The organism is Pseudomonas sp. SED1 (genome assembly GCF_034044025.1).
Lineage (GTDB): Bacteria > Pseudomonadota > Gammaproteobacteria > Pseudomonadales > Pseudomonadaceae > Aquipseudomonas.
This window is the reverse complement of sequence record NZ_JAXCIS010000127.1, coordinates 34,676-60,527: the sequence shown is the minus strand read 5'-3', so window position 1 is coordinate 60,527 and position 25,852 is coordinate 34,676. Positions and strand designations below refer to the sequence as shown.

Annotated in this window: 16 protein-coding genes; 7 read left to right on the top strand and 9 right to left on the bottom strand. The window is 60.4% G+C overall.

Features of this window, described 5'->3' with window-relative positions; translation table 11 throughout:
• Positions 1 to 8: 8 nt before the first annotated feature.
• Positions 9 to 3,962, bottom strand: coding sequence for a trifunctional transcriptional regulator/proline dehydrogenase/L-glutamate gamma-semialdehyde dehydrogenase (gene putA / locus SNL23_RS16455; protein WP_318302795.1), 3,954 nt, complete (start codon positions 3,960 to 3,962; stop codon positions 9 to 11).
• A gap of 29 nt (positions 3,963 to 3,991) precedes the next feature.
• On the opposite strand from putA, the gene SNL23_RS16450 reads away from it, so the two are divergent.
• Together SNL23_RS16450 and putP are read left to right on the top strand one after the other, a co-directional pair.
• On the top strand, positions 3,992 to 4,297 hold the full coding sequence (locus SNL23_RS16450; RefSeq protein ID WP_159442635.1) for a hypothetical protein: 306 nt from the start codon (positions 3,992 to 3,994) through the stop codon (positions 4,295 to 4,297).
• Between the two features lie 122 nt (positions 4,298 to 4,419).
• Positions 4,420 to 5,904, top strand: coding sequence for a sodium/proline symporter PutP (gene putP, locus SNL23_RS16445; RefSeq protein WP_076015490.1), 1,485 nt, complete (start codon positions 4,420 to 4,422; stop codon positions 5,902 to 5,904).
• 94 nt (positions 5,905 to 5,998) lie between these two features.
• Here putP and SNL23_RS16440 read toward each other — a convergent pair whose 3' ends face one another.
• The 3 genes from SNL23_RS16440 to SNL23_RS16430 all read right to left on the bottom strand — a co-directional run bounded on the left by SNL23_RS16440 (position 5,999) and on the right by SNL23_RS16430 (position 8,056).
• On the bottom strand, positions 5,999 to 6,388 hold the full coding sequence (locus tag SNL23_RS16440; RefSeq protein WP_318302794.1) for a hypothetical protein: 390 nt from the start codon (positions 6,386 to 6,388) through the stop codon (positions 5,999 to 6,001).
• A complete protein-coding gene (locus SNL23_RS16435) occupies positions 6,378 to 7,325 on the bottom strand; it encodes a hypothetical protein (protein ID WP_318302793.1) in 948 nt (315 codons plus the stop codon). The genes SNL23_RS16440 and SNL23_RS16435 overlap by 11 nt, the downstream gene beginning before the upstream one ends.
• Positions 7,326 to 7,561: 236 nt before the next feature.
• Positions 7,562 to 8,056: a DUF2165 family protein gene (locus tag SNL23_RS16430; protein ID WP_318302791.1), complete on the bottom strand. Its 495-nt coding sequence runs from the start codon at positions 8,054 to 8,056 to the stop codon at positions 7,562 to 7,564.
• A 189-nt stretch (positions 8,057 to 8,245) separates the two neighbouring features.
• Between SNL23_RS16430 and SNL23_RS16425 the strand changes: the two genes are divergently transcribed.
• Positions 8,246 to 10,267: a type VI secretion system Vgr family protein gene (locus SNL23_RS16425; RefSeq protein WP_318302790.1), complete on the top strand. Its 2,022-nt coding sequence runs from the start codon at positions 8,246 to 8,248 to the stop codon at positions 10,265 to 10,267.
• Positions 10,264 to 10,977, top strand: a complete 714-nt coding sequence (locus SNL23_RS16420; protein WP_076015492.1) for a DUF4123 domain-containing protein — start codon at positions 10,264 to 10,266, stop codon at positions 10,975 to 10,977. The genes SNL23_RS16425 and SNL23_RS16420 overlap by 4 nt, the downstream gene beginning before the upstream one ends.
• Here the strand turns inward: SNL23_RS16420 and SNL23_RS16415 are convergent.
• Positions 10,963 to 12,240, bottom strand: a complete 1,278-nt coding sequence (locus tag SNL23_RS16415) for an O-acetylhomoserine aminocarboxypropyltransferase/cysteine synthase family protein (RefSeq protein ID WP_318302789.1) — start codon at positions 12,238 to 12,240, stop codon at positions 10,963 to 10,965. The two genes, SNL23_RS16420 and SNL23_RS16415, sit on opposite strands and share 15 nt — an antisense overlap.
• A gap of 174 nt (positions 12,241 to 12,414) precedes the next feature.
• On the opposite strand from SNL23_RS16415, the gene SNL23_RS16410 reads away from it, so the two are divergent.
• On the top strand, positions 12,415 to 13,251 hold the full coding sequence (locus tag SNL23_RS16410; RefSeq protein WP_076015494.1) for a 23S rRNA (adenine(2030)-N(6))-methyltransferase RlmJ: 837 nt from the start codon (positions 12,415 to 12,417) through the stop codon (positions 13,249 to 13,251).
• Between the two features lie 51 nt (positions 13,252 to 13,302).
• Here the strand turns inward: SNL23_RS16410 and msrA are convergent, their stop codons facing one another.
• From msrA to aceE, 4 genes are all read right to left on the bottom strand, one after another.
• A complete protein-coding gene (gene msrA, locus SNL23_RS16405) occupies positions 13,303 to 13,950 on the bottom strand; it encodes a peptide-methionine (S)-S-oxide reductase MsrA (RefSeq protein ID WP_167662933.1) in 648 nt (215 codons plus the stop codon).
• Positions 13,951 to 14,024: 74 nt separating this feature from the next.
• Positions 14,025 to 16,715 (bottom strand): putative bifunctional diguanylate cyclase/phosphodiesterase, encoded by a 2,691-nt coding sequence (locus SNL23_RS16400; protein WP_318302786.1) that lies wholly within the window; start codon positions 16,713 to 16,715, stop codon positions 14,025 to 14,027.
• Positions 16,716 to 17,132: 417 nt separating this feature from the next.
• Positions 17,133 to 18,782 carry a dihydrolipoyllysine-residue acetyltransferase gene (gene aceF, locus SNL23_RS16395; RefSeq protein WP_318302785.1) on the bottom strand — a complete coding sequence of 550 codons (1,650 nt, stop codon included), beginning with the start codon at positions 18,780 to 18,782 and terminating at the stop codon, positions 17,133 to 17,135.
• An 11-nt stretch (positions 18,783 to 18,793) separates the two neighbouring features.
• Entirely contained in the window at positions 18,794 to 21,439 is a 2,646-nt protein-coding gene (gene aceE, locus SNL23_RS16390; protein ID WP_167662931.1) for a pyruvate dehydrogenase (acetyl-transferring), homodimeric type, read from the bottom strand.
• Positions 21,440 to 21,822: 383 nt separating this feature from the next.
• Between aceE and glnE the strand changes: the two genes are divergently transcribed.
• The gene (gene glnE, locus SNL23_RS16385) at positions 21,823 to 24,762 is read left to right on the top strand and encodes a bifunctional [glutamate--ammonia ligase]-adenylyl-L-tyrosine phosphorylase/[glutamate--ammonia-ligase] adenylyltransferase (protein ID WP_318302783.1); all 2,940 of its coding nucleotides are present in this window, start codon (positions 21,823 to 21,825) and stop codon (positions 24,760 to 24,762) included.
• A gap of 54 nt (positions 24,763 to 24,816) precedes the next feature.
• Complete coding sequence (waaF, locus tag SNL23_RS16380; RefSeq protein ID WP_167662929.1) at positions 24,817 to 25,851, top strand: lipopolysaccharide heptosyltransferase II; 1,035 nt, start codon at positions 24,817 to 24,819, stop codon at positions 25,849 to 25,851.
• Position 25,852 lies beyond the last annotated feature (1 nt).

The window sequence follows — 25,852 nt, the reverse complement described above, 5'->3', positions numbered from 1 at the left end:
TTCTTCAGTTAGCCGATGGTCATCAGGCTGGCGTTACCACCCGCCGCAGCGGTGTTGACGCTCAACGCCCGCTCGATCACCAGACGCTCCAGGGCAATCCCGGTTTCGCCCGAAGACAAACCGTGAACCCCGACAATCGCCCCGCCACGCTTGGCCACTTGCTGGCAAACCCCGCGCAGTTGGTCGGAATCGCCGTGATGCAGTACGGCATCAAATACGGTTTCATCCTTGGTCCAGTCAGCTACCAGCTTGATCTTCGCCTGAAGCTCCTTCGGCAAGCGTGCGAACACGGCCTTGGTCAATTCAGTTTCCGGCCATACCGCCGAGCCGCCGACTGCCAGTACCGCCGCCAGTTGCGTCAGCAGGTCGCCTTCCACTTCCGCCAGGCACAACACGTGCTCGCGGGGCAGGATGGCGTAGCTGTTGCGCTCGCCGGTCGGGCCGGCCAGTTGGCGGGTGATACCGCTTTGGGATTGCGCGGCGAACTGCACGCACAGGGCGCTCAAGTCGCTGAGCTTGTTGCTGTCGGCCCAGGCTTGCAGTGCCGTCAGCGGCTTGCTCATGGCATCCCGCAGGCGAACATCCGGTGCTGTCACGGCATCACCGCGAACGAAGGATTGCTCGATGGCATCCGTAGGACGTGTCGACAGCAGACGGTACAGGTACAGCGGACCGCCGGCTTTAGGGCCGGTACCCGACAAACCTTCGCCGCCGAACGGCTGCACGCCGACCACGGCACCCACAATGTTGCGGTTAACGTAGACGTTACCGGCATGGACGTTGTCGATCACCTTGGCGATGGTCTCGTCGATGCGAGTGTGCACGCCCAGAGTCAGGCCGTAGCCGGAGGCATTGATCTGGCCGATAAGCTGGTCGATCTCTTTGCGCTTGTAGCGCACCACGTGCAGCACCGGGCCGAAGATTTCCCGTTGCAGTTCGTCGAAGCTTTCCAGTTCGATCAGGGTCGGCATCACGAACGTGCCGCGCTTGACCTCTTCGCTATCGGCAATCGCGACCTGGTAAACGTTGCGGCCTTTGTCGCGCATGGCCTGGATGTGTTTCTCGATACCGGCTTTGGCTTCGGCGTCGATCACCGGGCCAATGTCCACCGACAGGCGCTCCGGGTTGCCGAGGCGGCATTCAGCCATGGCACCTTTAAGCATTTCGATGACGCGATCAGCGGAATCTTCCTGCAAGCACAGAACGCGCAGGGCCGAGCAGCGTTGGCCGGCACTGTCGAAGGCCGAGGACACCACGTCGATCACCACTTGTTCGGTGAGTGCCGAGGAATCGACGATCATCGCGTTCTGGCCACCAGTTTCGGCGATCAGCGGAATCGGACGACCCTGTGCATCCAGGCGGCCGGCGACGTTGCGTTGGAGCAGACGCGCGACTTCGGTGGAGCCGGTGAACATCACGCCCTTGACGCGATCATCACCCACCAGGCGGGCACCGACGGTTTCGCCCTGGCCCGGCAGCAGTTGCAGCACGCCTTCCGGAATCCCGGCTTCCAGCAGCAGGCGCACGGCTTGTGCGGCAACCAATGGTGTTTGCTCGGCAGGCTTGGCCAGCACCGGGTTACCGGCGGCCAGTGCAGCAGCGACCTGGCCACTGAAGATCGCCAGCGGGAAGTTCCACGGGCTGATGCACACCACTGGGCCCAGGGGCCGGTGGGCGTCATTGGTGAAATCGTTACGGGCCTGCACTGCGTAGTAGCGCAGGAAGTCCACGGCTTCACGCACTTCGGCGATGGCGTTGGCGAAGGTTTTTCCGGCTTCGCGGGCCAGCAGGCCCATCAGTGGCTGGATCTCGCCTTCCATCAGGTCGGCGGCACGTTCCAGGATCGCGGCGCGTTCGGCGGGCGGGGTGGCCTGCCAGATTGGCGCAGCGTTCAGGGCACACTGGATCGCGTTATCGACATCTTCGACAGTCGCTTCCTGCACATGGCCGACCACGTCACGCAGATCCGACGGGTTCAACACCGGTGCAGCCGCTTCGTTGCTGGAAGCGCAACCGAGCATCGGCGCGGCTTTCCAGTTGTTGTGCGCGGTGGCCAGCAAGGCGCAGGACAGCGACGCCAAACGGTGTTCGTTGGCCAGGTCGATACCGGCGGAGTTGGCGCGCTCGGCACCGTACAGGTCGCGGGGCAGCGGGATACGCGGGTGCGGCAGGCCGAAGCCGCCTTCCTGCGTCGCCATCTGCTCGATGCTGGCCACTGGATCGGCCACCAGCTCCTGGATCGAGATGGATTGGTCAGCAATCCGGTTGACGAACGAAGTGTTGGCGCCGTTTTCCAGCAGGCGACGCACCAGGTAAGCCAGCAATGTTTCGTGAGTACCGACCGGTGCGTACACGCGGCACGGACGGTTCAGCTTGCCTTCGGAGACCTTGCCTACAACCTGCTCGTACAGAGGTTCGCCCATGCCGTGCAGGCATTGGAACTCGTACTGGCCGGGGTAATAGTTCTGACCGGCAATATGGTAAATCGCCGACAAGGTGTGAGCGTTGTGGGTAGCGAACTGCGGGTAGATAACTTCCGGAACCGAGAGCAGTTTGCGTGCACAGGCAATGTAGGAAACGTCGGTGTACACCTTGCGGGTGTAGACCGGATAGCCTTCCAGGCCTTCGACCTGGGCGCGCTTGATTTCGCTGTCCCAGTACGCGCCTTTCACCAGACGGATCATCAGGCGATGGCGGCTGCGGCGTGCCAGGTCGATCACGTAGTCGATCACATACGGGCAACGCTTCTGGTAAGCCTGGATCACGAAGCCGATACCGTTCCAGCCCGTCAGTTGCGGCTCGAAGCACAGGCGTTCCAGCAGGTCGAGCGACAGCTCCAGGCGATCGGCTTCTTCGGCGTCGATGTTCAAACCGATGTCGTATTGCTTGGCCAGCAGGGTCAGCGACAGCAGGCGCGGGTACAGCTCGTCCATCACACGCTCGTATTGCGCACGGCTGTAACGCGGGTGCAGGGCCGAGAGCTTGATGGAAATGCCCGGGCCTTCATAAATCCCACGACCGTGGGACGCTTTGCCGATCGAGTGGATGGCTTGTTCGTACGAGGCCAGGTATTTCTGGGCGTCGTGTTCGGTGAGCGCGGCTTCACCGAGCATGTCGTAGGAGTAGCGGAAGCCCTTGGCTTCGAACTTGCTCGCATTGGCCAAGGCCTCGGCGATGGTTTCGCCGGTGACGAACTGCTCGCCCATCAGGCGCATGGCCATGTCGACGCCCTTGCGGATCATCGGCTCGCCGCTCTTGCCGATGATGCGGCTCAGGGACGACGTCAGGCCGGCTTCGTTATGGGTGGCGACCAGTTTGCCGGTCAGCAGCAGGCCCCAAGTGGCGGCGTTGACGAACAGCGACGGGCTGTTGCCCAAGTGTGGGTGCCAGTTGCCGGTGCTGATTTTGTCGCGGATCAGCGCGTCGCGGGTGCCTTTGTCCGGGATGCGCAACAGCGCTTCGGCGAGGCACATCAGCGCTACACCTTCCTGGGACGACAGGGAGAATTCTTGCAGCAGGCCCTGGACGATGCCTGCACGTCCGCCGGCGCTTTTCTGATTGCGCAGTTTCTCGGCGATCGAAGAGGCGAGCTTGTTGGTGGCTTCGGCCATTGCCGCAGGCAGGCGAGCCTGCTCGATCAGCATCGGCACCACTTCCGGTTCCGGGCGACGGTAAGCGGCGGTGATCGACGCGCGCAGTACCGATTGCGGCAGGATGCTCTCGGCGAACTCCAGGAAGCACTGGTGGGCGTGGTCGGTCTGGACCTCGCCGGCTTCTTCTGCGTCCTTGCTGCCCATGCCGTTGAGCTCGGCCAGGGTTGCACCACCCTCGAGTTTCTCCAGGTAATTGAAAATCGCCTGCTTGATCAGCCAGTGCGGCGTGCGATCAATGGAGGTCGCGGCCGCCTTCAGGCGCTCGCGGGTCGGGTCGTCAAGTTTGACCCCAAGGGTGGTCGTAGCCATCTTTTTATCCTCATGGGTGCCACTACTGCGTGGCATCAGCTGGCGGCAAGATTAGCTTTGCGCCGAGAGAGGTGCAACCGGGTGCAACCCTTTTTATCCATGAAATTTTTGATGCTGATCGGGAAAAATTATCGCCACAGCCGAATCGGCTGCGTCTTGGTACATTTGCTTCTGACTTTGGCTGTGCTTGCTCCGAAAAGGAGCAAAAACACGGTGTTTTCCGGAAAACACATCAAGGTGCAACTTATTCTCAAGAAACTGGTTGCACCTTATTTACTTTGTTGAATAGCATTCGCGCCCAAGGTGCAACCTCTTACCGGCGGTTCATCGGCTGATGGCTTTCCTGGGGAAACGTCAGTCATAAATGCGCGGCGCCAGGCTTCGTCTATCCACTAGCTAGTGGGTGGCCGTCCGGACAGACCGCCGCTACATAAAAACAATGCCAGGGCGTAACTCAATGAGCGTAAGTAATCCTACCCTGATCACCTTTGTGATCTATATCGCTGCCATGGTGCTGATCGGCTTTATGGCCTATCGCTCCACCAATAACCTTTCCGACTACATTCTGGGCGGTCGCAGCCTCGGCAGCGTGGTCACCGCGCTCTCGGCCGGCGCCTCGGACATGAGCGGGTGGTTGCTGATGGGCTTGCCCGGCGCGATTTACATGTCTGGCCTGTCGGAAAGCTGGATCGCCATCGGCCTGATCGTCGGTGCCTACCTTAACTGGCTGTTTGTTGCCGGCCGCCTGCGAGTGCAGACCGAGCACAACGGCGACGCCCTGACCCTGCCGGATTACTTCTCCAGTCGTTTCGAAGATAAAAGCGGCCTGCTGCGGATCATCTCTGCGGTGGTGATCCTGGTGTTCTTCACCATTTACTGCGCTTCCGGCATCGTGGCCGGCGCCCGCCTGTTTGAAAGCACTTTCGGCATGTCCTACGAGACTGCGCTGTGGGCCGGTGCTGCCGCGACGATTGCCTACACCTTCGTCGGTGGTTTCCTAGCGGTGAGCTGGACTGACACCGTACAAGCCACGCTGATGATCTTCGCCCTGTTGCTCACGCCGATCATCGTGCTGCTGGCCACCGGTGGCGTCGACACCACCTTCCTGGCGATCGAAGCGCAGAACCCTGACAACTTCAACATGCTGAAAAACACCACCTTCATCGGCGTCATTTCGCTGATGGGCTGGGGCCTGGGTTACTTCGGCCAGCCGCACATCCTCGCGCGTTTCATGGCGGCGGATTCGGTGAAATCGATTGCCAATGCACGTCGTATCTCCATGACCTGGATGATCCTGTGCCTGGGCGGCACCGTGGCGGTGGGCTTCTTCGGTATCGCCTACTTCTCGGCGCACCCGGAAGTCGCCGGTCCCGTGACAGAGAACCACGAGCGTGTGTTCATCGAACTGGCCAAGCTGCTGTTCAACCCATGGATTGCCGGTGTGCTGCTGTCGGCCATCCTGGCTGCCGTGATGAGCACCCTGAGCTGCCAGTTGCTGGTGTGCTCCAGCGCCCTGACCGAAGACTTCTACAAAACCTTCCTGCGTAAAAACGCCTCCCAGGTTGAGCTGGTGTGGGTCGGTCGCGCCATGGTGCTGCTGGTGGCGCTGATCGCCATCGCCATGGCCGCCAACCCGGAAAACCGCGTACTGGGCCTGGTGAGCTACGCCTGGGCTGGTTTCGGTGCTGCATTCGGTCCTGTGGTGCTGATCTCGGTACTGTGGAAAGGCATGACGCGTAATGGCGCACTGGCCGGCATCCTGGTGGGGGCGATCACCGTGATCGTGTGGAAGCACTTCAACCTGTTGGGCCTGTACGAAATCATCCCGGGCTTCATCTTTGCCAGCCTGGCGATCTACTTCGTGAGCAAGCTGGGCGCTCCGACGGCTGGCATGGTTCAGCGGTTTGACGCGGCCGAGGCGGATTACAACCTCAACAAGTAATCGGCGGGGGCTTGAATGCCCGCTGAACTGAAAACGGCCCGCATCTTTTGGATGACGGGCCGTTTTTTTGCCTTCCAGATCTCGCAGTGGTGTTTTACAGGTTCAGATGATCACTGAAGTAAACAGCTATCCAGCCCGTCATCCCGGTTATGCCAAAAAAGCTCATCCCGCTAAAGATCGCTTTCAGGCCGCGTGGAAAAGCTTGGACTTGCCGTAAGTCAATAGCGCCACGTCTTGCGTTCCATCCTGGCAGCGTAATGGCCACATGGATGACGCATAGTCGGGTCATTTTTCCTCGTAGGGAGTTTCCCCAGAGACGCCGATGGGTAGCTACCAAGCGGCAGTTATCCAATAGGCCTTCCATGAACTCCAGTTTTCGGTAGGCCAGGAATACACCGATAGTGACGGAAGCGATGATTGCAAGGGACGAGCCCATCGCTAGCTGGGTTTTCACTGGAAGATTGAGAAAGTAGTCAATATTCATAAATGGCTTCTCCGATCTCCTCTCCTGCAACTCCACCAAGGCTGCCGAATGCTGCTCCGCTAGCACCGCTCGCGATTAATATGCAGCTCAGCGCGAGCGGGCCAGTGGTGGGGGCCAGTACCGCGACACATAAAGCTGTTCCCAGGTAGCCGCCGATTAATCCTCCTGCCACTCCGCCCGCCAACTTCCCTGCCTCCACATATTTGGCCTTCCTGCACTGCTCTTCTCTCCCCGTCGAGCAAGCCTCCTTGATTTCCAGTGCCGACGCCGTAGTGCTTAGCGCAATCCCCAGTGGCGTTCCATTTTTCAGCAGATTGGCCGTCTTTGATACCCGCGCAAGCGTGTCGGCATACCTGTTGATTTCTCCGGTACGCAGATAGCTTCGGGTGGATATCCCGAGCATTTTTTTGATCGAGCCCTCATTGCGCAAGTTGGTTCCATAGCGCGCAAAGCCGCGCATTTGCGCCTCCAGCTTGGCGAACAGGGTTCGTCTTCGAGCCAGGAAGTCGTCTCGTACGGCGCCGCCACCCTGGCGCAGGGACTGTTTATGCAGTGCATCAATGTCTTCGAGCGTTTTACCAATGTCCTGCAAATGTCGACTCCATGCATCGCCCGCCGTGCCTATCCCGAGCGAAGCGTAGCCCAGCATTTTTTGCAACAGGTCGTAGTTGTGCAGGGCATAGGTATCGCCGCCTTCGGCCATAACACTATGGCGAATATTCCAGGCGGCGCTCATCAGGCGGGATTCTTCCAGGGTGCAGGCCGCCGTGGAGTCATCGCCGATGATCACCAACTGGCCGGGTAGAACAACAGCATTGCGAATGTGTGTGTTAAGTACGTCGAACTTGGTTAGCGCGTGTTTGCCCAGGCGCAACCTTGCCTTGAGCTCGATTGACGTTTGTTGCCTTTCATTGATGAATGCATAGGGCTGAGGCATTGGGGCGTCCTCAGCAATCTTTGCGGGTGTTGGGGTTATTCAACGCAGGATGGTTGTGTGCCATATATGCGGTCCTTTCCGAATGGAGATGGCACCGCAATTTAAGGGCTTGCCTTGTGGCTCGGAGCGTTGAATGTGGGGCGTTTTTATACTTTGGGAAAAGGGCTACAAACTACCGTCAGCTATCTGACAGTAGTTTGTGAAAGGGCATCCACCGATTTCGAATTCGTGGTTTTTCAGTCGTGGTCAGTGTCCGGCTGGTTGAGAAAAATCAGCACACCCAGGATCGCCATATAAAACTTGAACGCAGCTTCCTGGCCGTTCCACTGATGGGATTGCCACATCAGGAACCACTCGCCGCCGATCACCATAAATCCGAAGAACCACACGACAAAACCGAGGGTCAGTCCTACAACTGCGCATTTCTTTGCGCGGTTGAATTCGGTGCCGGTGGCACGACGAGCCCGCCACAAGGCCAGTGCGCCACGCGCCAGCAGCACGGCCGTCAGGGTTTCACCGGCGATGATCAGCCAATACGCACCGTGCCACAGCCATGGGGTGGTGATGGCGCGATACATCGCGGCGTTGCCGGGGAAGGTGGTGTCCATGCTCAGCACATGTTTGACGAAGGCAAAGTTGGAGCCGTAGTCGGTGATGTTGTTGAAGGCGACGAGTGTGGCGAAGGCTGCCAGGGCAAGGGTCAGAACGATTTTTGCGTAGCGGTTGGCCATGTTTTTTTCCATTGTGATGCCGATGAGGTGGGTTGTAACGCTAGCACGCTCATGACGGTGGCTCGACGTTTGAGACATGAAGAATTGGGCACTTGAGATGTAAGGATTTACTGATTTGCCTGCAGCGCACTCAGCTCGGCAAACAGCTGGTGCAGAATCGGCCACCCACTACTCGCAGAGAAACACCGGATGTTCGCTCCTGCCAATCAAAGTGCCTTTACCCTGACCCTCGACGGCGTGCCCAGTGATCTCAAGGTTTTTGAGTTCAAGGGCAACGAAGCCATCAGCGAGCCTTATCGCTTCGACCTTGAACTGGTCAGCGACCAGCCAGACCTCGACCTTGAAAGCCTGCTGCACCGCCAGGCCTTCTTGAGCTTCGATGCTCAGGGGAATGGCATTCACGGCCAAATCTACCGCGTTGCCCAGGGCGATTCCGGCAGGCGCCTGACCCGCTACCAGATCAGCCTGGTGCCACGCCTGGCGTACCTGCAACACAGCAGCCACCAGCGTATTTTCCAGCACCAGAGTGTGCCGCAGATCATCAAGCGGGTGCTGGAAGGGCAGGGCATCCACGGCGATGCTTTCGAATTCAGGTTGGCGGGCGTGTATCCCGAGCGTGAGTACTGCGTGCAGTTTGGTGAAAGCGATTTGGGGTTTATCCAGCGCCTGTGTGCCGAGTTGGGGATTCACTACCATTTCCAGCACAGTCCCGACGGGCACCTCCTGGTATTTGGTGATGACCAGGCGGTGTTCGCGCAGGGTGAGCAGGCGACTGACTATGTGCCTGGCACCGGGATGGTCGCCGATGCACCCGTGATCAAGCGTTTTTCGGTGCGTCTGGAAACCCGCACGACGGGTGTAAACCTGCGCGATTACGACTTTCGCAAGCCGCGACTGCAGCTGGAAAGTGAAGTACTCGGCGAGCAGCTTCCGTCCCTGGAAGATCACGACTATCCCGGCCACTTCACCGATCGGGCCCACGGCAAGCACTTGGCGCAGCGGGCTCTTGAGCGACACCGCGGCGACTATCGACAGGCCCATGGCAGTGGCGATCAACCGTCGTTGGTCAGTGGTCAGCTTTTCAAGATGGCAGCGCACCCCCGCGATGAATGGAATGATCTTTGGCTGGTGACTCGGGTCGCTCACCGCGGCAGTCAGCCTCAAGTACTTGAGGAGTCTATGGGCGATGGGGCGCTCCAGGGATACAGCAACACCTTCGTCGCCACGCCGTGGGACACGGTTTTTCGTCCCGACCTGCCGCCGGCACGTACCCCCCTATCCGGTTATCAGAACGCGGTTGTCACTGGCCCCGTCGACAGTGAAATCCATTGCGACGAATACGGTCGGGTCAAGGTGCAACTGGCCTGGGATCGTGCCGGGGAGCACAACGAACATTCCAGCTGCTGGCTCCGTGTGGCCAGTGGCTGGGCCCATGAACATTACGGCGCGGTGCTGATTCCACGGGTGGGCATGGAAGTGCTGGTGGGCTTCGTCAATGGTGACGCCGACACGCCACTGGTGGTCGGCTGCCTGGCCAATGCGGCGACGCCAGTGCCGCTGGACCTGCCGGCCGACAAGACCCGCAGCATCTTTCGTAGCCAGACCAGCCCCGGCGGCGGTGGCTACAACGAGCTACGCATCGAGGACCGCAAGGGCGCCGAGGAAATCTACCTGCGTGCCCAGCGCAACTGGACCCAACACGTACTCCATGACCAGCACGTACGGGTCGACAATCAGCGCAATGTCATTGTGAAAGGTCTCGATCGTCATGACCTTCAGGGCGAAGAACAGCGCACCACCCACGGCAACCGCCTGACCGAACTCAAGCAGGACGATCACCTGATGATCGCCGGCTCGCAGCAAACGCGTGCCGGCATGACCATTCGAATTGGCGCCGGGCAAAGCATCGTTATCGACGCGGGCGCCAGTGTGACCCTTCAGGCTGGCGGGCACTGGATCAACGTTTCGTCAGACGGGATTTTCAGCAGCACAGAGGTTCAGGTTGGCGGCTCGCCGGCATCGGCGGCAGCGCCGCTGATGGCTGGGCTACAGGAAAAGTTGCTGGCGGTGATACCAGCACCGCTGAGTGCCGTGCAGGTGTTCAGCCTGAAACGCAGTGCGCCCTTTTGTGAAGAGTGCGAGCGCTGCAGGAATGGCGTGTGTGACAGGCCTCTGCACCGCAACGCATCACTGGCCGGAGGTGCGCCATGATTTCTCCAGGGCAATGGTTGGCGTCTGCACCATTGCAGGCGGGTGAGCAGTTGTTTGCGGTGTTGGGTAATGCCAGCGACTGCAAGCCGCTTGAAGCCTGGCGTCGTACCAGTGGTAGCTCGCTCAGTCCAGTTTGGGCGGACAGCGAATATGCGGCATGGGATGAAGTCATGCCCTACGTTGCGGTGGTTGCCGTTGAAAGTGCTTTTCTGAAATGGGCCGACGAATGCGAAGGTACTGATTGGGGATGGTTGGCTGTGTCGTCCTGTCCCGTACAAACCGTCGTCGAGCATCTGCGCAGCCTGACCAAGGTAATGTTGCCGGAAGGGCAGGCGGTGTTCTTTCGCTTCTGGGACGGCGCCTATGTACTGCCTGTTTTGCAGGCACTGGGGCCGCAGGCAAAGGCGTTGCTCCCGGTGTTCAGTCGCTACTGGATCAATGGTCGCCAGCTTGAGGTAGCCGTCACAACGGTGGGAGCGGCAAAGCCAAGCCCGTGGTGGCAAGTGCCGCCGCAGGTTCTCCAGCACTTGAGTGAGCAATCGAGCGTCACGCTGGTGGACAACCTCCTGCAATGGCTGGAAGAACAGCGCCCGGACCTGCACAGTGCCTTTGCGCCGGCGACCTTGAAGCACAAGGTCGCTCACTTCGTGCACCGGCCGGATGTCAGTCATCAGGCGCTGGCTGCCTGGCTGGGCTCAGAGTTGGGTTGAAGCCAAAGACTGCTGCAAGTCCTCGATCAGGTCCTCAATCGCCTCAATGCCGACTGACAGGCGAATCATCTCCGGCTTCACCCCGGCTTTCGCCTGCTCTTGTTCATTCATCTGACGGTGGGTGGTGGACGCCGGATGGCAGGCCAGGGACTTGGCATCGCCGATGTTCACCAGGCGCTTGAAGATTTGCAGTGAGTCATAGAAACGTACGCCAGCCTCATAACCGCCCTTCAGGCCGAAGGACAGAATCGCCGACGGTTTGCCCTGCATGTATTTCTGCGCCAGATGATGGTGTGGGTGATCCGGCAGGCCGGCGTAGCTGACCCACTCCACCAGCTCGTGGTCTTGCAGGAAGTGGGCAATCTTCAAGGCGTTTTCGGTGTGGCGCTCCATGCGCAGGGCCAGGGTTTCCAGGCCTTGCAGCAGCAGGAATGCATTCATCGGCGCCAAGGCCGCGCCGGTGTTGCGCAGGGGCACGGTGCGGGCGCGGGCAATGAACGCCGCGGGGCCGAATTTTTCGGTGTAGACCACGCCGTGATAGGCCGGCTCGGGCTGGTTGAGGCCGGGGAATTTCTCCGGGTATTGAGTCCAGGGAAAGGTGCCGCTGTCGACGATTACACCACCCAGCGAGTTGCCATGGCCGCCGACGTATTTGGTCACCGAGTGCACGACGATATCCGCGCCGAACTGGATCGGCTTGCACAGGATCGGCGTGGCCACGGTGTTGTCCACCATCAGTGGAACACCTCGGGCGTGGGCGACGTTGGCCAGGGCCTCGATGTCGATGATGTTGCCCGCCGGGTTGCCAATGCTTTCGCAATACACCAGCTTGGTGTTGTCATCGATCAGTTCGGCGATGGCTGCGGCAGAGTCGTCACGGGCGAAGCGCACGTCGACGCCGAAACTCGGCAGCAAATGGGCGAACAGGGTGTAGGTGCCACCATATAACTGCGGGGTGGTGACGATGTTGTCACCGGCACGGGTCAGGGTCTGGATCGCGTAGTGGATCGCCGCGCTGCCGGCCGACACGGCCAGGGCCGCGATGCCGCCTTCGAGTGCTGCGATGCGTTGCTCCAGCACGTCATTGGTGGGGTTCATGATGCGTGTGTAGATATTGCCGGGCACGTCGAGGTTGAACAGGTCCGCGCCGTGCTGGGCGTTATCGAATTCGAAGGCGACGTTCTGGTAGATCGGCACGGCGACGGCCTTGGTGGTCGGGTCCGACTTGAAGCCGTGGTGCAGGGCGATGGTGGCGTCTTTCATGAGTTTTTATGACCTCCATGGATAATTGCTGGCCACAATAAATCCGCTTTCGTACCGGCAATTAGACTATTTTCGGCGGCGCCCCTGTGTTTGCGGCATAAGCACCACCTGACGCGCAGCCCTGCACCTTTGCCTGCGTAAAAGGTAAACTTCGCCCCCTGCGCAGGAGCAACCATGAATTATCGTCACGCCTTTCACGCCGGCAACCACGCCGATGTCTTCAAACACCTGACCTTGACCCGCCTCATCGCCCTGATGTCGCGCAAGGAGCAGCCGTTTGCCTATCTCGACACCCACGCCGGCATTGGTCTGTACGACCTGCAGGGCGATCAGGCGAACCGCACCGGTGAGTACCTGGAGGGCATCGCCCGCCTGTGGGGCCAGGCCGACCTGCCGCCGCTGACCGCCGACTACATGCGCGTGCTGCACGAGATGAACCCGGATGGCGAGTTGCGCTACTACCCGGGTTCCCCGGAGCTGGCGCGACGTCTGACTCGCCCTCAGGACCGCGTGTTGCTCAACGAGAAGCACCCGGAAGACGGCTTGCTGCTCAAGGACAACATGAAGGGCGACCGTCGGGTGAAAGTGCACCTTGGCGAAGGCTGGCACGTGCCCCGCGCATTGCTGCCGGTACCGGAAAAGCGCGCACTGATGCTGATTGACCCTCCGTTCGAAAAGCTCGACGAGATGCAGCGCTGCGCCGCTTCCCTCAAGGAAGCCGTGAGCCGGATGCGCCAGACAGTGGCCGCGATCTGGTACCCGGTGAAGGACCAGCGCATGTTGCGCCGCTTCTACCAGGACCTGGCCGGTACCGGTGCGCCGAAGTTGCTGCGGGTGGAATTGCTGGTGCATCCGCTGGATACGCCGAACACCCTGACCGGTTCGGGCCTGGCGATTGCCAACCCGCCGTGGGGCTTGGAGGAAGAATTGCGTGAGCTGTTGCCGTGGTTGTCCAAGCAGCTTGGGCAAACCCAGGGTGGCTGGCAGATGGATTGGCTTATCGCCGAGTAAGCCAATCTCAAGGTATTGAAGCCCGCTCCCACATTTTTATCGGTGTCGCTCTTAGATCGGGCAGGTAACGCCTGTGCCGCCAATCCCGCAATAGCCTTGCGGATTCTTCGCCAGGTACTGCTGGTGATACGCCTCGGCGAAGTACACCGTCGGCGCTTCTTCGATTTCTGTGGTGATGGTGCCCAGGCCGGCCTTGGTCAGTTCATTCTGATAAGCCTGTGCACTGGCCTTCGCCGCTTCCAGATGCTCCGGTTTGACCGCATAGATCACCGACCGATACTGGCTGCCGATGTCATTGCCCTGGCGCATGCCCTGCGTCGGGTTGTGCAGTTCCCAGAACATTTTCAGCAGATCTTCGTAGCTGATCTTGTCCTGGTCAAACACCACCAGCACCACTTCGCTGTGGCCGGTCAGGCCCGAGCAGACTTCTTCATAAGTCGGGTTCGGCGTGTAGCCGCCGGCATAACCCACCACTGTGCTGACCACGCCGTCGCGCTGCCAGAACTTGCGTTCCGCACCCCAGAAACAACCCAGGCCGAAGATCGCAAACTCTACGTTGTCGACAAACGGGCCGAGCAGCGGGTTGCCGTTGACGAAGTGAGTCTCGGGCAGGGACATCGGGGTTTCACGGCCAGGCAAAGCTTGTTCTTGAGTAGGAAGCACGTTTTTGTTCACCAGAATTTCCGAGCGCAAGACCATGATCAGTCCTCTCAGTCAGATTGAGTTACAGGTAAGAATTCAGACTGCCAGTTTGCCCGAGTGTTACCGCGCTGTCAGGCGATTGGCCCGCGAGGGTAGCGTTTAAGCTTCTCGATCAGCTCGGACCCCGGGATTGGCCGGTCGAACAGGTAGCCCTGGCCGACGTCGCAACGGTGACGGCGCAGGAACGCCAGCTGTTCGGAGGTCTCGATGCCTTCGGCCACCACCTTGAGCTTGAGGTTGTGAGCCATGGCGATCACCGCCGAGGTGATTTCCATGTCGTCCTGGTTGTCCGGGATTTCATGAATAAAGCTGCGATCAATCTTGATGATGTCGATCGGGAATTTTTTCAGGTAGCTGAGCGACGAGTAACCGGTGCCGAAGTCATCCATGGCCAGGGTCAGGCCAAAACTCTTCAGTTGGTCCAGTTGCAAGCGGGTGTCTTCAGTGGCTTCCAGCAGCAGGCCTTCGGTCAGCTCCAGTTCCAGCAGGTTGGCGGGCAACTGTTCTTCCTTGAGGATCGTGGCTATCGAGGCCACCAGGTCCGGGTCGGAAAACTGTTTGGGCGACAAATTGATTGCCACCTGCAGATTGCCCATGCCCGCGGCAGTCAGCTGGCGGCTCATGCGGCAGGCCTGGCGGGCGATCCATTTGCCGATGGGGATGATCAGCCCGGTCTCTTCAGCCACGCTGATGAATTGGTCGGGGCGGATCATGCCCTTTTCCGGATGGTTCCAGCGTAGCAGTGCTTCCATGCCCAACAGGCGACCGCTGCGCAGGCACAGCTTGGGCTGGTAGAACACGTCCAGTTCATTCTGGGTCAGGGCGCGGCGCAGGTTGTTTTCCACGAACAGCTTGTAACTGGCTTCGGCGTTCAGTGCCTCGGTAAACACTTGCACCTGGTGCTTACCGTTGGCCTTGGCCTTGTGCAGCGCCAGGCCTGCGTTGCGCATCAGGGTTTGCGGGTCGCGGCCATGCAGTGGCGCGCAGGCGAGGCCCACGGAGCCGGTGACGCTGATCAGTTGGTTGTCGACGAACATCGGCTTGTCGAGAGTCGCCAGCAATTGGCTGGCGACCTGCTGGCCGGTTTCAAGGTCGGTGTCGTCCAGCAGCACGGCAAACTCGTTACTGGCAAACCGCGCCAGGCTACCGCTGGCCGTCAGGCTGTTGCGCAGGCGCCGGGCTAGGCTGATCAGCAGCTTATCGCCGGTCTGGTGGCCGAGGCTGTCGTTGATCCGTTTGAAGTTGTCGATGTCCACCAGCAGCAGGCTGATGGGGCTGTCGCTGTCCCGGGCAAAGCGTTCGTCCAGGTTGCGGATGAACGCCGGGCGGTTGCCCAGGTTAGTCAGGTTGTCGGTGTAGGCCAGGCGTTCGATGCGCTGCTGGGCCAGCTTGGTCTGGGTGATGTCTTCGTAGATGCCGATGTAGTGCGTCAGCTCACGGTTGTCGCCATAGACCTTGGAGATCGACAGCTGGCCCCAGTAGGGTTCGAGGTTTTTGCGCCGGCTCTTGAACTCGCCTTGCCAACTGTTGCTCTTGGCCAGGCTCGAAGGCGCGTCGAACAGCAGCTCGCTGAGGTTCTCCAGCGCCGGCAGTTCCGACAGCTGATGGCCATGGACTTCTTCGGTGCTGTATTGGGTGATCGCGGTAAAGCTGGGGTTGACGTATTCCACCACGCCGTCGCAATTGACCAGCAGAAACGCATTGGCGCTTTGCTCCACGGCCCGCTGGAACAAGTGCAGCGCGCTGGTGGCGGTGCGGCGATTGTGGTTGTTGATCACTTGGGCGAACTGGTCGGCCAACTCGCCGGCAAAGGCGATCTCGTCGGACTGCCACACGCGGGTGCTGCCACTCTGCTCCAGGCACAACACCCCGACCACGTTGCCATCGACCCGGATGCTGGCATCGAGCATCGCGTGGATGTCCCGTGGGCGCAGGCTCTCGACCATTTCCCGGGTGCGTGGGTCGCGCAGGGCGTTGTTGGCATCGATGGCGCGGCTGGTTTGCAGGGCTTCCAGGTAATCCGGGAAGCCACTGGCATCGATAGGCTCTGGCAGGTGGTGCTGCTGATCGGCGCGGTGATAGGCGGAAATCGGCACCAGGTGCTGGTTTTCGAGGTTCCAGATACTGGCGCAGTCGATCTGATAGATATCGCAGGCACTGCGGGTGATCAGCTCGGCGGCTTCTTGCAGCGAGTTGTTGGTGCTGTAGCGCTGACGGGCCAGCAACAGAATCAGTTCCTGCTGGGCGCGCACCCGCTCAAGGTGTTGCAGTTGTTCCTGCTGGGCGCGCTGGTTGAGTTCCAGGGCGATCTGCAAGCGGCTGTTCTGGCTTTCGAGATCCACGGCAGGGGCCAGCGAAATATCACTGAAAAGGCCATCGACCACCATCAGGTAGCCACGCAGCAGGTGGCGGTTGTGCTGTTTGTAGGCCTCACCCAGCTCCAGCAGGCTTAACGGGCCGTCATTGGTGTGCAGGGTGTAGCGCACCAGGTAGTGCGGGCTGATGGTCAGCTGTTGCTGGATCGCATCATGCAGCTGATAACGCGCCTGGGGTTCCATCAGGCTGGCGTAGGGCGAGCCGATCAAGGCGCACAGCTCGACGGCGGACAGGCCGAATTGGCGTTCGCAATTGGGGTCGAGGTACAGCAGGGCCCAGCTTGCCTCATTAAGCCGCTCGAAACGCAGCATACCGAGGCGCGAAGGCACCGGTAATTGCGTCACTACCTCGGCCGCCGTACGGGCGACATCGGGTTGGCTTTTCATGGGGGAACTCGCTTGGAAAAATGCGCTTCGCGCCGGGCTCACGCCCTCTTTACTGTTGCCTGCGGCAAGGTTGCATCATGCGGCACGGGCTGACAAGAGAGGATGAAGGCTAAGTGCTATAAGTGGGTTATCGGCCAGCGAACGGTTTTCTACAACCGGGGTGACCGATGGCTTTTTCAACGCCAGATACGACCCCAACTGTAGGAGCGAGCTTGCTCGCGAAAAACGTCCAGGCACCGCGTTCATTCAGGGTGCCAGCGTTAATGTTAAGGATTTTTGCGAGCAAGCTCGCTCCTACAGAGGAACAGGAAAAGCAGGCAAAAAAAGCCCCGCCAATTGGCGGGGTTGAGGTACGAGCGTGGCGCTCGGAAATCGTTGAAGCCAGGTCTCCTGCGTGGGCAGGAGACCTGTTGAGGCTTAAAGCAGGATGGTGCGGATGTCGTTCAGCAACTGGCTCAGGCGCTGGGTGAAGCGTGCGGCAGCCGCGCCGTTGATCACACGGTGATCGTAGGAAAGCGACAGTGGCAGCATCAGCTTCGGCTGGAACGCTTTACCGTCCCACACAGGCTGGATAGTGGCCTTGGAAACACCCAGGATCGCCACTTCCGGCGCGTTGACGATTGGCGTGAAGCCAGTACCGCCAATGTGCCCCAGGCTGGAGATGGTGAAGCAAGCGCCTTGCATGTCGTCTGCGGTCAGCTTCTTGTCGCGGGCCTTGGCAGCCAGTGCAGCAGCCTCAGCGGCAAGCTGCAACAGGCTCTTCTGATCAACGTTCTTGATCACAGGCACCAGCAGGCCGTCCGGAGTATCGACCGCAAAGCCGACGTTCACGTACTTCTTGCGGATGATCGCCTTGCCGCTAGGGGCCAGCGAACTGTTGAAGTCCGGCAGTTCCTTGAGCAAGTGGGCGCAGGCCTTGAGCAGCAGTGGCAGCACGGTCAGCTTCACGCCAGCCTTCTCGGCGACGGCTTTCTGCGCAACGCGGAAAGCTTCCAGGTCGGTGATGTCGGCCTGGTCGAACTGGGTCACGTGCGGGATGTTCAGCCAGCTGCGGTGCAAGCTCGACGCGCCGATTTGCATCAGGCGAGTCATCGGCACTTCTTCGGTTTCGCCGAAGCGGCTGAAGTCCACGACCGGGATCGGCGGAATGCCCGAACCACCGGTAGCGCCACCGGCTGCCGGAGCTTCTTTGGCTTTCTGCATCATGGATTTGACGTAAACCTGCACGTCTTCCTTCAGCACGCGACCGTGCGGGCCAGTGGCCGACACAGCGTTCAGCTCAACGCCGAACTCACGGGCCAGTTGGCGCACGGCAGGGCCGGCATGAACCTTGGCACCGCTTGGCGCAGGTGCAGCCGCCGGAGCCGGTGCGGCCTCGGCTTTTGCAGCAGGCGCAGGGGCGGCAGCCGCTGGTGCAGCTTCAGCCTTGGCGGCCGGAGCAGCGGCAGCTGGAGCGGGTGCAGCAGCAGGAGCCGAAGCGCCTGCTACTTTCAGCTTGAGGATGAAGTCGCCGGTGCCGACTTCGTCTTCCAGCTTCACGGCAATGCTTTCCACCACACCGGCAGCCGGCGAAGGGATTTCCATGGAGGCCTTGTCGGACTCCAGGGTGATCAGCGACTGGTCAGCCTCGACGGTGTCGCCGACCTTAACCAGCAGCTCGATGATCTTGGCCTTGCCCGACGAACCGATGTCCGGAACATGAATGTCCTGGACTGTTTCGGCGGCAGGTGCAGCAGCCGGAGCCGCAGGGGCCTCGGCAGCGGCGGCAGGCTTCTCGGCGGCTGGAGCCGGGGCAGCAGCAGGAGCGGCCGCCGCAGGGGCCGCATCAGCGGCACCTTCGATTTCCAGCTCAAGCAGTTCGTCGCCTTCTTTCAGGCGATCGCCCAGCTTCACTTTCAGGCTTTTGACCACGCCGGCCTTGGGAGCAGGGATTTCCATGCTCGCCTTGTCCGATTCCAGGGTCAGGATGCTCTGGTCGGCTTCGACGGTGTCGCCGACCTTCACAAACAGTTCAATTACTTCACCTTCACCGCTGCCGATGTCAGGTACGCGAATGAGTTCGCTCACAGAAAATCTCCTCAGCAGTCCAGTGGGTTGCGTTTTTCCGGGTTGATCCCGAACTTGACGATAGCGTCTGCTACCACCTTAGGTTCGATTTCACCACGGTCAGCCAAGGCTTCCAGGGCTGCCAACACCACGAAGTGACGGTCGACTTCGAAGAAGTGACGCAGCTTTTTACGGCTGTCACTACGGCCGAAACCGTCGGTGCCCAGGACTTTGAATTCCTTGGACGGTACCCACTGACGAATTTGTTCAGCAAACAGTTTCATGTAGTCGGTAGAGGCGATAACCGGACCTTTACGGCCAGCCAGGCACTCTTCAACGTAGGTCAGCGCAGGCTTCTGGCCTGGGTGCAGACGGTTGCTGCGCTCTACGGCCAGGCCGTCGCGACGCAGTTCGTTGAAGCTGGTAACGCTCCATACGTCAGCACCGACGTTGAACTCTTCACGCAGGATTTTTGCAGCTTCACGCACTTCGCGCAGGATGGTGCCGGAGCCCATCAGTTGCACGTGGTGAGCGGCTTCCTTGGTGTCTTCTTCGAGCAGGTACATGCCCTTGATGATGCCTTCCTCGACACCGGCCGGCATGGCTGGCTGCTGGTAGGACTCGTTCATCACGGTGATGTAGTAGAAAACGTCCTGCTGCTCTTCGGTCATCTTCTTCATGCCGTCCTGGATGATCACCGCCAGCTCATAGCCGTAGGTTGGATCAAAGGTGCGGCAGTTCGGGATGGTGCCCGCCAGGATGTGGCTGTGGCCGTCTTCGTGTTGCAGGCCTTCGCCGTTCAGCGTGGTCCGGCCGGCAGTACCGCCGATCAGGAAGCCACGGGTACGGCTGTCGCCGGCAGCCCAGGCCAGGTCGCCAATGCGCTGGAAGCCGAACATCGAGTAGAAGATGTAGAACGGCAGCATCGGCTGGTTGTGGCTGGAGTACGACGTACCGGCAGCGATGAAGGAGCTCATGGCGCCCGCTTCGTTGATGCCTTCTTCGAGGATCTGGCCCTTCTTGTCTTCCTTGTAGAACATCACCTGGTCTTTATCGACTGGCTCGTAGAGCTGGCCGACGGAGGAGTAGATGCCCAACTGACGGAACATGCCTTCCATACCGAAGGTACGGGCTTCGTCCGGGATGATCGGCACGATACGCGAACCGATTTCCTTGTCCTTGACCAGCTGCGCGAGGATCCGCACGAAGGCCATGGTGGTGGAGATTTCACGGTCGCCCGAGCCGTCCAGGATAGCCTTGAGGGTATCCAGTGGCGGAGTCGGGATGTTGAAGCTCTTGGCGCGGCGCTGTGGCACGAAACCGCCCAGTGCAGTGCGACGCTCGCTGAGGTAGCGGGCTTCGGCGCTGTTTGGCTCCGGCTTGAAGAACGGCAGGTTCTCCAGCTCTTCGTCCTTGACCGGGATGTCGAAGCGGTCGCGGAACAACTTCAGGCTGTCGACATCGACTTTCTTGGTGTTGTGCGCAGTGTTCTTCGCTTCGCCGGCACCGGTGCCATAACCCTTGATGGTCTTGGCCAGGATGACAGTCGGTTGTTCTTTGTGGTTGACCGCTTCGTGGTACGCCGCGTAGACCTTGTACGGGTCGTGGCCGCCACGGTTGAGTTTCCAGATCTCGTCGTCGGACAGATCAGCAACCATCGCCTTGAGTTCCGGCGTGTTGAAGAAGTGTTCACGTACGAACGCGCCGTCTTTGGCTTTGTAGTTCTGGTACTCGCCGTCGATGACTTCGTCCATGCGGCGTTGCAGGATACCGTCGACGTCTTTGGCCAACAGTGGGTCCCAGAAACGGCCCCAGATGACTTTGGTCACGTTCCACTGAGCACCGCGGAACACGCCTTCGAGTTCCTGGATGATCTTGCCGTTGCCGCGAACCGGGCCGTCTAGGCGCTGCAGGTTGCAGTTGATGACGAAGATCAGGTTGTCCAGCTTCTCGCGGCCAGCCAGGGAGATGGCGCCCAGGGATTCCGGCTCGTCACACTCGCCGTCGCCCAGGAAGCACCAGACTTTCTGCTTGCCTTCAGGGATGAAGCCACGGGCTTCCAGGTACTTCATGAAGCGTGCCTGGTAGATCGCCTGGATCGGGCCCAAGCCCATGGATACAGTCGGGAACTGCCAGAAATCAGGCATCAGCCAAGGGTGCGGATAGGACGAGAGGCCCTGACCGTCGACTTCCTGGCGGAAGTTGTTCATTTGTTCTTCGGTGATGCGGCCTTCCATGAACGCGCGGGCGTAGACGCCTGGCGAGGTGTGGCCCTGGAAGTAGATCAGGTCGCCGCCGTGTTCTTCGGTCGGGGCCTGGAAGAAGTAGTTGAAGCCAATGTCATACAGGGTTGCGCTGGAAGCGAAGCTGGAGATGTGACCGCCCAGGTCAGAATCTTTCAAGTTCGTGCGCATTACCATAGCCATGGCGTTCCAGCGTACCAGCGAGCGAATGCGGCGTTCCATGAACAGGTCGCCAGGCATGCGTGCTTCGTGGGTAACTGGGATGGTGTTGCGGTACGGCGTGGTGATGGCGTAGGGCAGTTGCGAGCCGCTGCGGGTCGCGAGTTCGCCCATACGGGTCATCAGGTAGTGAGCACGGTCTTCGCCTTCTTTGTCGAGAACCGATTCCAGGGCGTCCAGCCATTCCTGGGTTTCGACGGGATCGAGGTCTTGCATGGCTTGCTCCAGGGCGGAAAGGCTACCAGAATCGGTTGCCTGAAGTTTGCGACTGGCCTTGTGGGCAGACGACATAAATTCTTGGATGGCCGAAGGTTGCTTCGGCGTCCTGTAGTTTTACTACAAATCGTCGGCCATTTCAGCCTTTCGAATGTATATACGAGTAGTAAAACTACACAAGACTGAGCGGATTGCTCGGTCTAGCTGGCGAGCATAATCGTTATTGTTGATCTTTTGCGAACAAGAAAGGGTAGAGATTTGATGTTGACTGCCAAAAAAGAAAAATTTTCAGCTATTTCTAACCTTTGTTCGACAGTCCTTCACCGAGCGTGGTTCTTGCGTTCACAGCTACAAGCCCTTTACGCGCCGATCAAGGATAGACCATGAGCCTTCCAATGCAGGCCGAACTACCGGCCATCCTGCTTCCATTTGCCAAGCGGGCCGAGCAGTCATTTCGTGACGCCGTGGCCGGATTGGACGGCGATAATGGCCTTTCTGAGTGGACGCCGCAACGTTGGGCTGACTTCGCCCGCGTGTGCGCCGCCAGTGATTTCGTCATTGAACAGAGTGTTCGTGACCCTTTGATGTTGCTGGAACTGGTGGCCTGGGGCGAGCTGGACCGCGGCTTTGCCCCCGGCGAGCTGTGCGGGCAGATTGCCGTTGCCGTGCAGCAGGCCGAGACAGAAGACGAGCTGGGCCGGGTTCTGCGACGCCAGCGCACCCGCCAGCAAGTGCGGATCATCTGGCGCGACCTGACCCGACAGGCGGACCTGGTGCAAACCTGCCGTGATCTATCGGACATGGCCGACGCCAGCATCGACCAGGCTTACCAATGGTTGTACCAGCGCCACTGCACATTGTTCGGCACGCCCACCGGCCGTCGCAGTGGTGAGCCGCAGCACATGGTCATCCTTGGCATGGGCAAGCTCGGCGCGGTGGAGTTGAACCTGTCGTCCGATATCGACCTGATCTTCGCCTACCCCGAAGGCGGCGACACCGTGGGCGTCAAACGCTCACTGGATAATCAGGAATTCTTTATTCGACTTGGTCAAAAACTGATCAAGGCTTTGGACCCGATGACCGTCGACGGCTTCGTATTTCGCGTCGACATGCGCCTGCGGCCCTACGGTTCAGCCGGGGCGTTGGTGCTCAGCTTCAACGCGCTGGAGCAGTACTACCAGGACCAGGGCCGCGACTGGGAACGCTACGCCATGATCAAGGCGCGGGTGGTGGCCGGTGACCAAGTGGCCGGCGCGCAATTGCTCGACATGCTGCGACCGTTTGTCTACCGGCGTTACCTGGACTTTTCCGCCATCGAAGCGCTGCGCACCATGAAGCAGCTGATCCAGCAGGAAGTGCGGCGCAAGGGGATGGCCGAGAACATCAAGCTGGGCTCGGGCGGCATTCGAGAAGTCGAATTTATCGCCCAGGCGTTCCAGCTGATCCACGGTGGCCGCGACCTGAGCCTGCAACAGCGGCCGCTGTTAAAAGTGCTGGGCACGCTGGAAGGCCAGGGCTACCTGCCGCCGGCGGTGATCGCCGAGCTGCGTGATGGCTATGAATTCCTGCGCTACACCGAACACGCGATCCAGGCGATTGCCGATCGCCAGACCCAGATGCTCCCGGACGGCCCCGAAGACCAGGCGCGGATTGCCTTCATGATGGGTTTCCCGGATTGGACCGCGTTCCATGAGCGCCTGATGTACTGGCGCGGTCGGGTGGACTGGCATTTCCGTCAGGTAATTGCCGACCCGGATGAAGAAGAGGGTGAAGAGAGCGAGTTGGTTGTGGGTGGCGAGTGGTTGCCGTTGTGGGAAGAGTCCCAGGACGAGGAAGCCGCTTGCCGTCAGTTGCAGGAAGGCGGCTTTACCGACGCGCCCAAAGCCTTGAAAACCCTGGCTGGCCTGCGTAGCAGCCCGCAATTGCGTGCCATGCAGCGTTTGGGGCGTGAGCGTTTGGATGCTTTTATCCCGCGCTTGCTGGCCCAGGCTGTCGAGCACGCCAATCCGGATCTGGTTTTGGAGCGCGTTCTGCCCTTGGTCGAAGCCGTCGCCCGGCGTTCCGCTTATCTGGTGCTGCTGACGGAAAACCCCGACGCGCTGCGTCGCCTCCTGACCCTGTGTGCCGCCAGTCCGTGGATTGCCGAGCAGATCACCCGCTTCCCGCTGCTGCTGGACGAACTGCTTAACGAAGGCCGCCTGTTCAAACCGCCGCTGGCGCCGGAACTGGCCGCCGAATTGCGCGAGCGCCTGACGCGTATTCCCGAAGACGACCTTGAACAGCAGATGGAAGCCTTGCGTCACTTCAAGCTGGCGCACCGTCTGCGGGTGGCCGCCTCGGAAATCGCCGGCAGCCTGCCGCTGATGAAAGTCAGCGACTACCTGACCTGGCTCGCCGAAGCCATCCTCGAGCAAGTGCTGGCCCTGGCCTGGCGCCAGACCGTCGCCCGTCACGGCTCGCCGCAACGGGTGGACGGCACCTTGTGCGATCCTGGCTTCATCATTGTCGGTTATGGGAAAGTCGGCGGCATCGAATTGGGGCATGGTTCGGATCTGGACCTGGTGTTTATCCATGACGGTGACCCGCAAGCCGAAACAGACGGGGCGAAGCCGATCGACGGCGCGCAGTTCTTTACCCGACTGGGCCAGCGGATCATTCACCTGCTGACCACCCAGACCAACTCGGGCCAGCTGTATGAAGTGGACATGCGCCTGCGGCCTTCGGGCGCATCCGGTTTGCTGGTGAGTTCCCTGGGCGCCTTTGCGCGCTATCAGGAAAACGAAGCCTGGACCTGGGAGCACCAGGCATTGGTACGTGCGCGGGTGCTGGTGGGCAGTCAGGATGTCGGTCGTGCTTTCGAGCAGGTGCGGGCGCAAGTGCTGGGCCGCGCGCAGGACCTGGACAAGCTGCGCCAGGAGGTCAGCGAGATGCGCGCCAAGATGCGCGACAACCTCGGCACCAAGTCCACGGCGGCGGGAACGGCGGCGAATGCCTTCGAACCCACGGTGGCGTTCGACCTCAAGCAGGACGCCGGAGGTATCGTCGATATTGAATTTATGGTGCAATACGCGGCTTTGGCGTGGTCTGCACAACATCCAACGTTGCTGCGCTACACCGACAATATCCGCATTCTGGAAGGGCTGGAGCAGGTCGGGCTGATGCCCGCCGCCGATGCCCATTTGCTGCGCGAGGTGTATAAAGCCTACCGTTCCGCCGCTCACCGCCAGGCCTTGCAGAACGAGGCCGGCACAGTGGCCGGGGACCAGTTCGCTGACGAACGGCGCCAGGTGCAGCGAATCTGGCATGAACTGGGGTTAAGCTGAACATTATATAAGGCGGGGAGGCATGAGCCTCCCCGCATCGTTTGTGGAAACTACATGAATATTCTGATCGTTGGGCCCAGTTGGGTCGGTGACATGGTGATGGCACAGACACTGTTCCAGTGCCTGAAGCAACGTCATCCCGACTGCCAAATCGACGTGCTCGCCCCCGAGTGGAGCCGGCCGATTCTTGAGCGTATGCCCGAGGTGCGTCAGGCTTTGAGCTTCCCGCTCGGCCACGGCGCGCTGGAACTGGCGACCCGTCGACGTATCGGCAAGTCCCTGGCCGGCCAGTACGATCAGGCGATCCTGTTGCCCAACTCAATGAAGTCGGCACTGGTGCCGTTCTTCGCCGGTATCCCCAAGCGCACCGGCTGGCGTGGCGAGTTTCGCTATGGCCTGCTCAATGATGTGCGCAAGCTCGACAAGGCCCGTTATCCGCTGATGATCGAGCGCTTCATGGCCCTGGCCTACGCGCCGGGTGCCGAGTTGCCTGCACCGTATCCACGTCCGAGCCTGCAAATCGACCCGGTTACCCGTGACGCCGCCCTGGCCAAGTTTGGCCTGGAGCTGGACCGTCCGGTGCTGGCGCTGTGCCCTGGCGCGGAGTTTGGCGAATCCAAGCGCTGGCCATCTGAGCATTACGCCAAGGTCGCGGAGATGAAGATTCGCGAGGGCTGGCAAGTCTGGCTGTTCGGCTCGAAAAACGATCATTCGGTGGGCGAGGATATTCGCCAGCGCTTGATCCCGGGCCTGCGTGAAGAAGCGGTCAACCTCAGCGGCGATACGTCCCTGGCCGAGGCCATCGACCTGCTGTCCTGCGCCGACTCGGTGGTGTCCAACGACTCGGGCCTGATGCACGTGGCCGCGGCGCTGAATCGCCCGCTGGTGGCGGTGTACGGCTCGACGTCTCCCGGGTTTACCCCGCCGTTGGCCGACAAGGTCGAAGTGGTGCGCCTGGGCCTGGATTGCAGCCCGTGTTTCGACCGTACCTGCCGTTTTGGCCACTACAACTGCCTGCGCCAATTGCTGCCGCAACCTGTCAGCGACGCGTTGCAGCGGTTGCAGGGCGACGTGGTCGAGGTTCACTGAG